This window comes from Thalassospira sp. Z349TD_5 (genome assembly GCF_056173045.1).
Window position 1 is genome coordinate 4,097,285 of sequence record NZ_CM149654.1, and the last position, 12,783, is coordinate 4,110,067.

General features: G+C 54.3%; 15 protein-coding genes and 1 tRNA gene. 4 read left to right on the plus strand and 12 right to left on the minus strand.

The window, feature by feature from the left end; all coding sequences use genetic code 11:
* Positions 1 to 55 precede the first annotated feature (55 nt).
* Positions 56 to 1,057 carry an NADPH:quinone oxidoreductase family protein gene (locus AC0VXT_RS18815; RefSeq protein WP_475546638.1) on the minus strand — a complete coding sequence of 334 codons (1,002 nt, stop codon included), beginning with the start codon at positions 1,055 to 1,057 and terminating at the stop codon, positions 56 to 58.
* A gap of 140 nt (positions 1,058 to 1,197) precedes the next feature.
* Positions 1,198 to 1,503 carry a hypothetical protein gene (locus AC0VXT_RS18820; RefSeq protein WP_022732676.1) on the minus strand — a complete coding sequence of 102 codons (306 nt, stop codon included), beginning with the start codon at positions 1,501 to 1,503 and terminating at the stop codon, positions 1,198 to 1,200.
* Between the two features lie 338 nt (positions 1,504 to 1,841).
* On the opposite strand from AC0VXT_RS18820, the gene AC0VXT_RS18825 reads away from it, so the two are divergent.
* Positions 1,842 to 1,931: transfer RNA gene (locus tag AC0VXT_RS18825), tRNA-Ser, on the plus strand.
* Between the two features lie 95 nt (positions 1,932 to 2,026).
* Positions 2,027 to 2,272, plus strand: coding sequence for a GIY-YIG nuclease family protein (locus AC0VXT_RS18830; protein WP_475546639.1), 246 nt, complete (start codon positions 2,027 to 2,029; stop codon positions 2,270 to 2,272).
* 44 nt (positions 2,273 to 2,316) lie between these two features.
* Here the strand turns inward: AC0VXT_RS18830 and AC0VXT_RS18835 are convergent, their stop codons facing one another.
* From AC0VXT_RS18835 to AC0VXT_RS18845, 3 genes are all read right to left on the minus strand, one after another.
* Positions 2,317 to 2,589 carry a BrnA antitoxin family protein gene (locus AC0VXT_RS18835; protein WP_475546640.1) on the minus strand — a complete coding sequence of 91 codons (273 nt, stop codon included), beginning with the start codon at positions 2,587 to 2,589 and terminating at the stop codon, positions 2,317 to 2,319.
* Positions 2,582 to 2,839, minus strand: a complete 258-nt coding sequence (locus tag AC0VXT_RS18840; protein ID WP_350040883.1) for a BrnT family toxin — start codon at positions 2,837 to 2,839, stop codon at positions 2,582 to 2,584. The genes AC0VXT_RS18835 and AC0VXT_RS18840 overlap by 8 nt, the downstream gene beginning before the upstream one ends.
* A gap of 359 nt (positions 2,840 to 3,198) precedes the next feature.
* The gene (locus AC0VXT_RS18845; RefSeq protein ID WP_475546641.1) at positions 3,199 to 3,693 is read right to left on the minus strand and encodes a MarR family winged helix-turn-helix transcriptional regulator; all 495 of its coding nucleotides are present in this window, start codon (positions 3,691 to 3,693) and stop codon (positions 3,199 to 3,201) included.
* Positions 3,694 to 3,773: 80 nt separating this feature from the next.
* On the opposite strand from AC0VXT_RS18845, the gene AC0VXT_RS18850 reads away from it, so the two are divergent.
* Together AC0VXT_RS18850 and AC0VXT_RS18855 are read left to right on the plus strand one after the other, a co-directional pair.
* The gene (locus tag AC0VXT_RS18850) at positions 3,774 to 4,673 is read left to right on the plus strand and encodes an EamA family transporter (RefSeq protein ID WP_475546642.1); all 900 of its coding nucleotides are present in this window, start codon (positions 3,774 to 3,776) and stop codon (positions 4,671 to 4,673) included.
* Positions 4,674 to 4,706: 33 nt separating this feature from the next.
* A complete protein-coding gene (locus AC0VXT_RS18855) occupies positions 4,707 to 5,420 on the plus strand; it encodes an NAD(P)-dependent oxidoreductase (RefSeq protein ID WP_475546643.1) in 714 nt (237 codons plus the stop codon).
* An 87-nt stretch (positions 5,421 to 5,507) separates the two neighbouring features.
* On the opposite strand, the gene AC0VXT_RS18860 is transcribed toward AC0VXT_RS18855, so the two are convergent.
* The 7 genes from AC0VXT_RS18860 to AC0VXT_RS18890 form a co-directional block, all read right to left on the minus strand.
* Positions 5,508 to 6,290, minus strand: coding sequence for a pyrroline-5-carboxylate reductase (locus AC0VXT_RS18860; protein WP_475546644.1), 783 nt, complete (start codon positions 6,288 to 6,290; stop codon positions 5,508 to 5,510).
* Entirely contained in the window at positions 6,287 to 6,910 is a 624-nt protein-coding gene (gene thpR, locus AC0VXT_RS18865; protein WP_475546645.1) for an RNA 2',3'-cyclic phosphodiesterase, read from the minus strand. Before thpR ends, AC0VXT_RS18860 begins: the two co-directional genes overlap by 4 nt.
* Positions 6,911 to 6,954: 44 nt before the next feature.
* Positions 6,955 to 7,821, minus strand: a complete 867-nt coding sequence (locus tag AC0VXT_RS18870; protein WP_475546646.1) for a pirin family protein — start codon at positions 7,819 to 7,821, stop codon at positions 6,955 to 6,957.
* Between the two features lie 83 nt (positions 7,822 to 7,904).
* Positions 7,905 to 8,945, minus strand: a complete 1,041-nt coding sequence (locus AC0VXT_RS18875; RefSeq protein ID WP_475546647.1) for an NADP(H)-dependent aldo-keto reductase — start codon at positions 8,943 to 8,945, stop codon at positions 7,905 to 7,907.
* 156 nt (positions 8,946 to 9,101) lie between these two features.
* Positions 9,102 to 10,220, minus strand: coding sequence for an FIST signal transduction protein (locus AC0VXT_RS18880; protein ID WP_475546648.1), 1,119 nt, complete (start codon positions 10,218 to 10,220; stop codon positions 9,102 to 9,104).
* A 119-nt stretch (positions 10,221 to 10,339) separates the two neighbouring features.
* Positions 10,340 to 11,041, minus strand: a complete 702-nt coding sequence (locus AC0VXT_RS18885; RefSeq protein ID WP_475546649.1) for a J domain-containing protein — start codon at positions 11,039 to 11,041, stop codon at positions 10,340 to 10,342.
* 924 nt (positions 11,042 to 11,965) lie between these two features.
* A complete protein-coding gene (locus AC0VXT_RS18890) occupies positions 11,966 to 12,679 on the minus strand; it encodes an arylesterase (protein ID WP_475546650.1) in 714 nt (237 codons plus the stop codon).
* Positions 12,680 to 12,783: the final 104 nt, after the last annotated feature.

Sequence of the window (12,783 nt, forward strand, 5' to 3'; positions counted from 1 at the left end):
TTAATAAAATCCGGCGATTTGCTTAATATCAGACTTTGTTGAAACAACAGCCACCTTAGGCGTCCTGACAGGTGATCACGAGCTTGCCGGTTGCTGTGCGATCGGCAATCGCGGCAAGGGCCTGCATGGCGTCCGGCAAGGGATAGCGACGTGAAATCATCGAAGTGATTTTACCCGCCGACAACATCGCGACAAGTTCCGCCATGCCGGCACGCGCAAGGTCGGGATTTTGCAGTAAATAGGCGCCAAAATAAAAGCCCAGCACGGCAATATTTTTAACCAGCAGGATATTGGCCGGGATTTGCGGCACGGTGCCACTGGCAAAGCCAATCAGCAAGATGCGCGCGCCGGGTGCCACACAGCGCAGGCTTTGGTCAAACACATCCCCACCAACCGGGTCATAGACCACATCAACCCCATCTTTCATCCCTGACGGGCGGCTCAACCCGGCGACAATGTCGCGCACCCGGTCCCGGATGCTTTGCGTTTTGTAATCAATAACGTAATCGGCACCGTGGTCGCGCGCGATCTGGCATTTTGCCGTCCCGCCCGCCGTCGCAATCACCGTCGCCCCCAGCAGTTTGGCGCATTCAACCGCGGTTAACCCAACACCACCCGCAGCACCATGGACCAGAACAATCTCGCCCGGCTGCACGTTGGCGCGATATTTCAAACCAAACCAGCTTGTACCATATGCGATTTGAAAGGCTGCTGCTGCGTCAAATGGAACTTCATCTGGCAACGGCATGACAAGGGACGCATCGACCGCAATCCGGGTCGCATAGCCGCCCCAATCAGGCAGGGCCATGACACGATCCCCCACCGCGATGCCCCGCACATCATCGCCGATTTCCATCACAGTGCCGCTGACTTCAAAACCGGGGGAAAAGGCGCCGGTGGGGCGCTTTTGATAGGTTCCTTGCAGGATCAGGCTATCGGCGAAATTAACCCCGCAGGCCACAACCTCAATCACCACCGCGTTTGGGCCGGCCACCGGATCAGGGTGTTCGATCAACTGCGGTTCTTCACCGAATGCGGTGCAAATCCATGCTTTCATGCCTGCTGCCTGTCCGTGGTCGGGAATAGTTGGCGACAGTGTGCCGCCTGACGAAACGACAGACAAGCCGACATTGGGCTAAACCCGCAAACAGCCCCGCACAAAGATTGCGAGATTTCAGATTGATGATCGTTTGGAAATCAGAAGATCCGCTGACGTTTGCGTTTGCGGGTCAGCACCAGCAACACGACGGCTGGCACAAACAGCACCACAAGGGCCGGGGCCAGCAGCACGGGGACAAAGATATTGTCCCAGATCCAGACCGAAACGTAACGCTGTATGACCGATTGCAACAGGTTCAGGCTTCCGGCATCAAGGCGATACCAGAGCTCTCCGGCGGCTGCCAGACGAAAACTACCTGTCTGAAGCGCCGTGATGGAACCATCGACCAGCACCGCAATGCTGGCGAAAAGCAACAACCATCCCAACGCCCTGAAAAACCACATTGTCTTCTCCGCACCACCCCGCAAGGATGGGTATATTAGAAAATTATGCAGACACCCTAACGGCAAGACCCCGCCGACGTAAAGTGTTGCAGGGTTTCAGTGTTATTTATCTTGCAGGTCGAGAACCCTGACATGAAACCTTAGTCATCAGACCTCAATAAGAAGTAAAGATTGCGCCAGACCACGTTTTCTCAACCCTGACAGCCTTGATCAAAGCCGCCGTCAGCCCTGTTTTGGGGGCGATTTCCCGAAAGTGAAAAAAGAGGCTGATTGGCCCTTGTCAAGCAAGGAAGGGTCGGCTAATGTCCGCCCGCTTTCGCGATATATAGATCGCATGTGGAGAGGTGGCCGAGTGGTTTAAGGCGCACGCCTGGAAAGCGTGTTGGGGTGTAAGCCCCTCAGGGGTTCGAATCCCCTCCTCTCTGCCACCCTATGCCCTGCGGGCTTCGGGTGGCAGGCCACACGGAGCCAAAATGGCATTGGGTGTCTCCCGAAGCCTTGGCGCAGGGAGGCAGATTACCCGATGTGGTATGTTTATTTCCTCAGACTTTCAAATGATGATGTGTATGTCGGGTCAACCAATGACCTGAAACGTCGCTTTGCGTCGCATCAGAATGGCGATGTCGTTTCCACCCGAAAGTATCTGCCACCAAAACTGCTTTCCTATGTCGCGGTTGAAACCGAGCAGAACGCAAGATCACTGGAAAAATATTTCAAATCCGGCTCGGGCAAGGCTTTTGCCAAGAAGAGGTTCTGGTCAGAACAGTAGAACTTCTACCTCAACCTGCACCCCGGCGCATGGGCAAGTTTTGTTTAGTGCGCCATTTCCTTTTCCTTTAGCGCCCGCAGATCGTCGTTCAGCCTGGTTTGCCAGCCCCTGCCACCGGCCCGGTACGCTTCAAGAACGTCAACATCAAGGCGGATCGTCACACGTTCTTTCGTGGCGGCCTTTTGCGGCCCACGCTGCCCCCTCGCCCGCGCCACCAAATCAGGCAGAACTTCAGACGCCTTGCGGGCATTCTTAAACCATTCTTCGTCAAGTTCCGGGGCTTCGTCGCGGTCAGTTTCGTTTTCGCGATCAGACATTTGAGTACCTCTTTTGCTCTCGTTCGTTTGCTTTGCGAAGGCTGATAACCCGGACTTTTTCGCCGCGCAGGGCGAAAACCACCACATAAAGCCGATCCCCAATATATCCAATGGCGGTCCACCGTTTTTCATCGTGGCGATTGTCCGAGTTTACAACAGCACTATCCCAATCAAAGCCATCCATCTCGTCAAACCAGACGCCATGTTTTTCGGCGTTTAACTTGTTCTTGTTGTTGTCCCATTCGTACATTGTCGCCCCTCGTTCCGACAAATAAATGTACATACAATAAAATAGACTGTCAATTTTATTGTATGTACATTTAAATTACCAATCCAGCGCTGCGGGCGTTTGGGCACCTTACTGATACCATGCTGTCAGGATCGTCAGGGTATCGTTACGCCTTTGAATAAGAGGCAACGATGATCAAATATATCTATCCAGACGGTTCTCATTGTTATCGGACGTTGCATACTGCACATGCCGTTTTTCGCAATCCAGACGGCCAATTGATTGCCCGTGCGCAAAAGCCTGACGGATCGGGCTTATATGAGTTTGAAATTTCCGGGTTTGAGCTTTTATCCCCCGGCAAAGTTTATGATTAGAACGGCCTAGCTGCCGTCCGCCTCCATTGCAGCCAACCATTTGCGCAACAAACCATCAAGCTGGCTTTGCTCGTCGGTCGTCAGGCCTTCGGCAAGGCGGTGCTGGTTGGCGACATGGTCGGTGACGGCGGCGTCAATCAGGTTGCGGCCTTTTTGGGTGAGCGCGATGACAAAGCCGCGTCCGTCTTCCGGGTTCTTTTCGCGTGAGACCAATCCGGCCTGTTCAAGCTTATCGAGCCGGTTGGTCATGGTGCCCGATGTTACCATTGTCCATGCGATCAAGTCAGATGGGCTGAGCGCATAGGGCGGGCCGGAACGGCGCAAGGTGGCGAGCACATCGAAGCTTGCCGCACTCAGGCCATGGGCGCGAAAGATATCATCCAATCCCGACATTAAAACGGAACGCAGCCGCCCGAAGCGGCCAAACATTCCCATTGGCGTCACATCAAGATCGGGACGTTCCTGATGCCACTGCGCCAAAATGCGATCTACCTGGTCCATGGCGATGGTGATGGCAAAAATTTATCTTGACGTCAAGATTTATCAATATACCTTGACGTCAAGATAAATGGAGGAAGCCGATGAACCGAACAATAGACTTATTGCTTACCGCCCTTGCCCCGGCGATCTGGGGCAGCAGCTATATCGTTGCCACCGAGCTTCTGCCGCATGGTTATCCGCTGACCGTGTCGCTGCTGCGTGCATTGCCGGCGGGCTTGATCCTGTTGCTTGTTGTCCGCCAATTGCCGCAATCGGGGTGGTGGGGCAAGGTTTTGATCCTTGGCGCGCTTAATTTTGCGATTTTCTGGTCGATGCTGTTTTTGGCGGCCTATCGCCTGCCGGGCGGGGTGGCGGCGACACTGGGCGCGGTTCAGCCGTTGTTTGTTCTGTTTCTGGCGCGCTTTGCCTTGGGAAGCACCATCAAGGTTGCCGGGATCATCGCGGCAATTTCCGGGATCTTTGGTGTCGCACTTCTGGTCCTTGATCCCGGCGCAACGCTTGATCCGGTTGGCATTGCCAGTGCCACCATCGGCGCCCTTTCAATGGCCGCAGGCACGGTGTTAACCCGCAAATGGCAACCACCCGTTTCCCCACTGACCTTTACCGCGTGGCAGCTCACGGCGGGCGGTGTGCTTCTGATCCCGGTTGCGCTGATTTTGGAGCCATCGTTTCCGGTCCCGACGCTTGAAAACCTTGCCGGGCTGGCGTGGCTTGGCCTGATCGGGGCGGCACTGACCTATTATCTGTGGTTTCGCGGGATTGCCAAACTGGGTCCGGCCACGGTGACAAGCTTTGGCTTTCTCAGCCCGACCAGTGCGGTGTTGCTGGGCTGGATCATCCTTGGCGAGCAGTTAAGCCCAACCCAGATCGCCGGTGTGGTGATTGTTCTGGCCAGCATCTGGATCGGACAACGCGCCGCACGTCCCGCACCGATCAAGGCCAACATCGTCCCCCCGGTCAAACCGGCCGCAAACTCATGACAATACCGAACCACACTTAAAGGAACGCCCCAAATGAAACACGCTGACAAAACGAAACACACTTTCAAAACCACGGCGCCAAAGAAAATTGTCGTTTTTGGTGCAACCGGTGATGTCGGACGTGAAGTGGTGACCGAAGCAATCATGCGCGGGCATCAAGTCACAGCCATTGCGCGCAACACCGACCGCCTTGCGTCACTGCCAGAAACGGTTACACGACGTCAGGTCGATATTCTTGAAAGCCCCGATCTGGTGGCGGGCATTATGGCCGATCATGATATCGCGATCAGCGCCGTGCGCCCGGTGTCAGGTCAGGAACAGCTTTTGGCCGTCATGACCGAATGCTTGCTTACCGCCGCACGTCAGACCGGCATCCCGATTTATATCACTGGTGGGGCGGCAACCCTGAAACTGGCGGATGGCAGTGGTCATACAGTTCTGAGTGCACCGGATTTCCTGCCCGATGCCGTGCGGCCAATTGCCCAGGCCTGCGCCACGCAGGATGCACTCTTTGATCAGTATGACGATGTGCAATGGACCTGCCTGCGCCCGCCCGCCATGCTGTTTGCCGGGGATAAAACCCGACAGTATGTACGCGGTACGGAGACGCTGATCCCCGATCATGATGGGATGGCCAGGATTTCCTATGCCGATTTCGCGGTGGCGATGGTCGATATCTTAGAGGCAGGCGACAATCCGCAACGTCGTTTGACAGTTGGCTATCAGAACGCAGCAGCGGCAGCCTAGGCCCGAAACTACGCCAAGATATATAAAGACAAAAAATAGAACGGGCGGCCCTTATACAGGCCGCCCGTTTTTGTTCGGTGCGATGATTTAGCTGCCGCTTGAGGCAGCCTTGATCCGGGCAAAGACGTCATCAAGGGCACTGTGGATGGCCGCCCCGCCCTTTTGCCGCATAAAGGTTTGCGCGACCTGTTCGTTTAGGCCCCCCGGTGTCGAGTGACCTTCGACCAAGGCGGCAAAGCTTTGATCGGGGGATTTGATCGTGTTGTCAGAAAGCCCGGCAAACAGGGCGGCGAGATAGCGTCTGGCGTCGGCATAATCCGATCCATGTGCGACCATCCATTGTGCAGAGCTTTCAAGGATTTCAAAATAGGTCGCCATCAATGCACTGCCTGCCGCATACCCGTCAAAGGCATCAATGGTATCGGCGGCAACCGCCCCGCCGAGTTTTTCAAACAGGGCGATAACATCAGGTGCGCCGGGATATACCGCCGTCACACAATTACAATGGGCGACCGAGGGCAAGGGGATGGCGCGGTCAAAGGAGGCCCCGCCGGAAATCCAGCCTTGCAGCTTTGCAATCGGGATGGTGGCGATCAGGCTGACGATTTGGGTGTTGGCGGGAGCCTTGAGGCCGCTTAAGACCTGCTCGGCGATTTGCGGACGCACGGCGAGAAACACGATATCGGCGGCATCCATGATCGCCTGATTGTCGTCTTCGACCCGAACAGCGTCAAACTCCGCCGCCAGCTTTTGCGAAAATTCACGCCCACGGCGCGAAACGATGATTTCGGAAACTGCATCGTCGGTCGAAAGAAGCCCCCGGATCATGGCATCACTGATGACGCCGGTGCCAATAAAGCCAAGCTTCATTCGATTTCTCCTAACATTTTGCGTTCTAAAAACGCCTGATCATCGCGGAAGTTCTGTGTGTCACCAGTGCCATTTTGGCCGTCCGTCCCATCATAGGCCGCGACCACCCGAAATTCCGGGCCATCGGCGGTGGAATGGCTTTCATACAGGCAGAAACGATCAATGGTAAACGTCCGCGAGCTGACATCGCCATGATCGGCAACCGCTTGCTCAATGGTGGCGCGCGCGGCATTGCGGTTGCGGCCGAGCGTGATGTGCGGGGTGAAATTGCGCATGTCCATATCGGGGCATTCTTCCAGCGCAAGAAGCGCATTTTCTACCCGTGCAGCCAATTGGCGCATCAGCGGCTGATCCTTGACCCCGGCCCAGAAAATGCGGATTTTGCGGGTTGATGCAAAAATATTAAGGCCCTGCACGCAAAGGTCAAACGGCTCAAAGGCAATTTTTGCCAACGCCTGATCAATTTCGACCGCCAAACCGGGATCAACATTGCCGATAAATTTAAGGGTGATGTGCATATTTTCCGGGGTTTGGGCATCAAGCCCCTTGATCCCGCGCGCCAACGGGTAAAGATCGGCTGCGATATCAGCCGGTATTTCGACGCCAACAAACAAACGCATATTCAAAACTCAAAACGGAATGGGGGAATGCGATCAAACGGCATTCAACCAGTTGATCGGCCCGGAAGCGGAATGATGTCATCCTCGCCGTCGATTTGCGGGAAGTTGCCCGCCGCCCAATCGGCTTTGGCCTGATCAATGCGTTCCTTGGAGCTTGAGACAAAGTTCCACCACAGATGGCGATAGCCAACCGACAAGCCGCCCAGCAACATCACCCGGCAGTCGCTTTGCGCGACAATATCGGGGATTTCTTCGGGCGCGACATAGATAAAGCTCTGCGGCGCATAGGCCACGCCATCAATGCGCAAGGTGCCCGAGACAACATAAAGGGCGGCTTCCTGATTTTCGCCGGGAAGCAAAAGCTGTGCGCCTTCGTCCATGTGAACATCAAGATAGAACAGTTTGGATTTGACCGGCACCGGGGCGGTTTTCCCGAATGCCTCGCCCGCGATCAGGCGCATGTGCAGCCCGGCATCTTCGATGATCGGCAAATCGTCCTTTGCCACATGGAAGAATTCCGGGTCGGATTCTTCGTCTTCTTCGGGAACGGCGACCCATAATTGCAGCCCGTCAAGCTTGTGCACGCTGTTGCGCACCGCGTCGGTTTCACGTTCGGAATGGGTGATCCCGCGCCCGGCGTGCATCCAGTTCAGATCGCCCGGCTTGATTTCCAGCAGGCTGCCAAGGCTGTCGTGGTGGCGAATGGCGCCCTCGAAAATATAGGTCACCGTGGCAAGACCAATATGGGGATGCGGGGCAACGTCGATGCCCTCGCCGGGTTTGAAATCAGCCGGCCCCATATGATCGAAAAACACAAACGGGCCGACCGACCGCACATCACGGTGCGGCAGGACGCGGCGCACGGAAAAGGCACCAAGATCGGTTTCCTTACCAAAAATCTGCTTTACCATGCGCCGTCTCCTTCACATTTGGGTGGGGTCAGGCGCCCGACAATCGGGCGGCCTTCCCCGTTACCTGCGCGTATATCTGTGCCTTACGGGCACGGATACGGCCAGGTTTGATGGATGTTTTCAATCTCGGACAGAACGTCTTCGGACAGGGTGATTTTGGCCGATCCGACATTGAGTTTCAGCTGTTCCATGCTGGTCGCGCCAATGATGTTTGACGTCAGGAACGGGCGCGAATTGACATAGGCCAGCGCCATCTGGGATGGATCAAGGCCATTGTCCTTGGCAAGTTTGACATAGGCCTCGGTCGATTTGATGCCATTTTCGGTCAGGTAACGGGCAAAATACTGCGGCCAGATCGACGAACGCGCGCCTTCTGGACGCGCCCCGCCGAGATATTTACCCGACAAAGCCCCACCGCCGAGCGGTGAATAAGCCAGAAGACCGGCATCTTCGCGGATCGAACATTCGGCCATGCCGACTTCATATTGACGGGTCAGAAGGCTATAGGGGTTCTGAACCGATACCACGCGCGGCCAGCCTTTTTTCTCGGCCAGTTCAAGGAACTTCATCAAGCCCCATGGGTTTTCATTCGACAGGCCGATGTGACGGACTTTACCGGCCTTGACCAAACCATCAAGGGCTTCGAGGCTTTCCTCAATCGGGGTGAAATCCTCGTCCGCGTCATGGACATAGCCCAGTTTGCCAAAGAAGTTGGAATTTCGGTCCGGCCAATGGAGCTGATACAGATCGACGTAATCGGTTTTAAGACGTTTGAGCGATCCGTCGATGGCTTCATTGATCTGATCGCGGGTCAAACGCGGCCCACCGCGGACATAGCCAAAACGTTCGGCAGGGCCGACGATTTTGGTTGCGATCACAAGATCATCACGACGCCCGCGTTTTTCCAGCCAGTTGCCGATGATGGTTTCGGTTTTGGTGAAGGTTTCTTCCATTGCCGGAACCGGATACATTTCGGCGGTATCAATGAAATTGACTTCGTTCGAGGTCGCGTAGTCGAGCTGTTCGAATGCTTCATCTTGCGTATTCTGTTGGCCCCAGGTCATCGTACCCAGGCAAATAACACTGACATCAATATCAGTACGTCCCAATCGACGGTATTCCATGTATCAATCCCCTTTTACACCCCGGGTGGGGTGCGCATATTTTTCAATGGATTGAATATATCCTGTCAGGCCGGGGATGGAACCTTTCACAGCAAAAAATGTCAGGGTGCCTTGAATTTATATCGCTGTTGCAAAGCGTTCCAAACGGGTGCGTGTTTAAACAAACAGCGTTAAAACCCCGGTATAGCCATAAAACCGGTCATTACAGACTTCGCCATTGCCGTAAAACCCGGTCAGCGGCAAATCACCAAGTTCATCGCGGATGATCATCATTTCGCGGCTTTCGGTGCCAAACAAATGCGGCCCACGGGCGACACAGCTACAATACAGCGCACCGCGTGGTTTTCCCGGCAGGCGTTTTTGCACATCATTCAGCATACGGCGCAGGTCTTCTTCGGCCGCCGCGCCGTCACGCCGGACAAAGCGAACCGCATCACCCGCCTGCACATCACCGCTGATGGCGATCATGTGATTATGCGGATCAACGCCCAGAAGATTGCGCACGACAAAATCGCCGGTGTCCGAGCCCGGGATCATCAGGGCGACGTGGTAACGGCCCGATGCGATGGAATTCTCGCTGCCATCGGAATTAAGCTCTTCTTTAAGCACCTCAAGGGCAGGGCGGTCATCGAGCGTGGAAACGATGCCTTCGCGCCCTTCGGTCACGCGATGCACTGGACCGACAGGGGTGCAGGCCTGCGTGATGCCGACCTGAACGGCGGTTTTGGCATCAAACAAAACACCCGATAATCCGCCGTCCACCACACGGTCAGCAATCTGTGGCGCGCCGCGTTCGCCCGATGCGATGCCACCGACCAGATAGGTCGAGCCAACACGCGCCAGTTCGCCAAGGGTGGATAATGTCTGGGGTGCGCCCGGATCACCATGCACCAAACCAAAAATCGGTTGCAGGCGGTCGATGGCCTTTTGCAATTCCGGCGCATCCACATCCGCATCGGTTTTCAGTGGTTCGAAAACATGAAAATCCTCACTGGCAAACGGCGCAATCAGCACCGATGCCGCCGGAACCCCGAAATAGGCCCGACCCGATCCACAAACACCAATGCCCGCCGTGCCCGTCCAGTGTTCGATCGACAAACGGGACCGCAGGAAGGTCAGGATGCTGCCCAGATCATCGGAAAGCGCCTCGGTGACATACAAAAACGCCAAGGCCTGTTCTGGCAAAGGTGTTGACTGAAGTTGATCGGCCAGTTCGGAGGCCACTGCTGCCCAGTTTTCACCACTGGCATGTGCCGCGCAAAATTCCCCCGTCATGCATTCTCCCGATGTTCCATGTTGGACCCTTCTGGGGCCTTATTCATATCTAAGCATTGCGGTCTGGTGTTCTCAAGATACGCCGTCAAAAAACCCACGTGAGCCTAGGTTACCTGAGCCTAGGTTATATGGCGTCGCAGCAGATCCATTGCCGCATTAAGTTGCGTCATGCGTTGGTGCGATCCGTAATTGCTGTCGGGATGATGGATGGCGGCAAGCACGCGATATTTGGTGCGAATTTCGCGTAAATCCGGCCGTGCACTTGGCGCAAACCCCATGACATGCAGGGCCTCGTTGAAGGTGGTCACACCGCGATCAAGCGGATCAAACGCCAGATTATCGACAATCTGACGCAGACGTTCGAGTTCTTCGCGCGATTGCAAAAGTTCGACCGGGGGTTCGGCCTGACGCTTTTTCAGGGCGCGGGCTTCTTCAAGGGCGGCACTTTCAGCGGCAAGAATATCAGATTTTTCAACCCGCATTTTGACATCGCCCGTGTCAAAATCCAGGGCCATTTTCAACGCCTTACGCACCATGATGATGGAAAACCCCGGCGGCAGGCGCAATTGCAGGCGCGGCTTTCTGCGCCACGGACGCCCTTCGGCCGGGCCAGATTTCAAAACGATGGTTTCGCGGTCCGACTTGGGCGGATCGCCCGGATCCTCATAATCATCAATCGCCTTTTCCGGCACAATCAGCATCACGGAGCGCGCAAGATCGGCAGCATTCACCCCGCGCCGTTCGGCCAAGGCCTGCACCGCATCACGGAAAACCGACGAACAGGGAATGGTATAGGATTGTTTGACGCCCGGTGTGGTCACGAATATTCCCCACAAGCATTTGATTTATAATACTATATCAGTGTTTTGACGGCGCACGCCGGACATTGAACGGATAAAGTCTATCGACGGATTCCGGGCTGGGCAACTGCATTTGCAGTCAAAATTTGAATCGCTTCCGATTCATCCACAGGCCCTATTCGGTCGTCAAACCGCGACTCGGGACTGCCTGATAGAACTCAAACGCCTGATATACCAAGGATATTAACGATTCCCGGCGCGTTTGGTTTATTTGTCTGATGAAAAGATAGTCAACAAACTTATCCACAGGCCTTTGCAGTGGATAACTTGCCAGACTACTCTAAAGCGTTGAATCATAAGAACTATCATTATGAATCATCGCGTTTGATTTTAGGTCCTGCGCAGGGGCCAAATCGACCTTTTGAAGTAAAAATGGCGTCGTTGTTTCCATCTTGCCAACCTCAAAACTACATATGCAGTTACGGCATCGAACATTCGGAACATAACCGAAAGTAAATGGAGTGTTAATTTTACACTCATCCCACTGTTCAGAGCGATTTCAGGCGGGTTTTTGATGCTTTTGCGGTTAAAATAAGCAACTTTGAATACGATATAACTAATTGATATATAACATATTAGTGATGATTTTTGGTGTTCTTACGGGATACAATGCCAAGACAGCGGCAATCATTTCGATAAGCGTATGAATTCTATCTACGTATGCAGTTTTAATTGCTGACTCAGACAGATTTTAGTGGCTTTTTTTGCGCTTTTTGCCAAAGAACCAAAACTGGAAGCTTCGCAACCGACTGTAATACATGTGATTTTGGGGATTTCCGGCTTAACTGAAAACAGGCCACATCAGATCGATGCAGCCTGTTTGGCAAAATCATAAAATTTCTCGTCGTAGAGATGTCGTGGTAAAACCGGGGGATGCCGCGCCGGTTAAGACCCCGATGTGAGGATAGAAACAACATCTGGCAGGATACGCCCGACGATTTCATCGACACCCTTTGCATTGGGATGCATGCCATCATCCTGATTAAGGGTCGGGTCGGCCGCGACGCCATCAAGGAAAAATGGATATAAATCAACCTGATACTCGCTTGCGAGATCGGGATAGATGCTGTTGAATTCATCGCCATATTGCCTGCCCATATTGGGCGGAGCCATCATGCCGGCCAGCAAAACATCAATGTCCATTGCGCGCAATTTTTCGATGATCTGAGCCAGATTATCGCGGGTCTGGGCTGGTTCCATGCCGCGCAAGGCGTCATTGGCCCCAAGTTCAAGCAACACCGCATCGGGTTTATCAACCAAGGCCCAGTCAAGCCGCGCCAAGCCTGCTGCTGTGGTATCACCGGAGACGGAACTGTTGACGACATTGATTGAATGTCCGGCATCCTTCAAGGCGGCTTCAAGCTTGGAGGCGAAGCCGTTTTCTTGCGAAAGTCCATAGCCCGCCATCAAACTATCGCCAAATAACACAAGGGTTTGTGGCTTGTTTTCACGAGCATTGGCATTGGCAGGTGCAGACAGGAAAATGGCCGCAACCCCAAACAGGATTACACTGCTGCGCGAGACAAACCGCGCGGCACGCCATAGCGGATTTGCAGTGAACTTGATTACACTGCACCCTTGCCCGAAGCCAAAATTCATTACACATCCCATACTTATATGCCTGTTACTTGTTGAAACGGTTACCTTATGGTTACCTTTAAACGGCGCATGTCAAACCAGACCTGTTTGAACCAAACGCCTTT

Excerpts from the sequence above, each read along its gene's own strand:
- AC0VXT_RS18815 (WP_475546638.1), bottom strand. The coding sequence starts at position 1,057 with ATGAAAGCATGGATTTGCACCGCATTCGGTGAAGAACCGCAGTTGATC.
- AC0VXT_RS18820 (WP_022732676.1), bottom strand. The coding sequence starts at position 1,503 with ATGTGGTTTTTCAGGGCGTTGGGATGGTTGTTGCTTTTCGCCAGCATT.
- AC0VXT_RS18830 (WP_475546639.1), top strand. The coding sequence starts at position 2,027 with ATGTGGTATGTTTATTTCCTCAGACTTTCAAATGATGATGTGTATGTC.
- AC0VXT_RS18835 (WP_475546640.1), bottom strand. The coding sequence starts at position 2,589 with ATGTCTGATCGCGAAAACGAAACTGACCGCGACGAAGCCCCGGAACTT.
- AC0VXT_RS18840 (WP_350040883.1), bottom strand. The coding sequence starts at position 2,839 with ATGTACGAATGGGACAACAACAAGAACAAGTTAAACGCCGAAAAACAT.
- AC0VXT_RS18845 (WP_475546641.1), bottom strand. The coding sequence starts at position 3,693 with ATGGACCAGGTAGATCGCATTTTGGCGCAGTGGCATCAGGAACGTCCC.
- AC0VXT_RS18850 (WP_475546642.1), top strand. The coding sequence starts at position 3,774 with ATGAACCGAACAATAGACTTATTGCTTACCGCCCTTGCCCCGGCGATC.
- AC0VXT_RS18855 (WP_475546643.1), top strand. The coding sequence starts at position 4,707 with ATGAAACACGCTGACAAAACGAAACACACTTTCAAAACCACGGCGCCA.
- AC0VXT_RS18860 (WP_475546644.1), bottom strand. The coding sequence starts at position 6,290 with ATGAAGCTTGGCTTTATTGGCACCGGCGTCATCAGTGATGCCATGATC.
- thpR (WP_475546645.1), bottom strand. The coding sequence starts at position 6,910 with ATGCGTTTGTTTGTTGGCGTCGAAATACCGGCTGATATCGCAGCCGAT.
- AC0VXT_RS18870 (WP_475546646.1), bottom strand. The coding sequence starts at position 7,821 with ATGGTAAAGCAGATTTTTGGTAAGGAAACCGATCTTGGTGCCTTTTCC.
- AC0VXT_RS18875 (WP_475546647.1), bottom strand. The coding sequence starts at position 8,945 with ATGGAATACCGTCGATTGGGACGTACTGATATTGATGTCAGTGTTATT.
- AC0VXT_RS18880 (WP_475546648.1), bottom strand. The coding sequence starts at position 10,220 with ATGACGGGGGAATTTTGCGCGGCACATGCCAGTGGTGAAAACTGGGCA.
- AC0VXT_RS18890 (WP_475546650.1), bottom strand. The coding sequence starts at position 12,679 with ATGAATTTTGGCTTCGGGCAAGGGTGCAGTGTAATCAAGTTCACTGCA.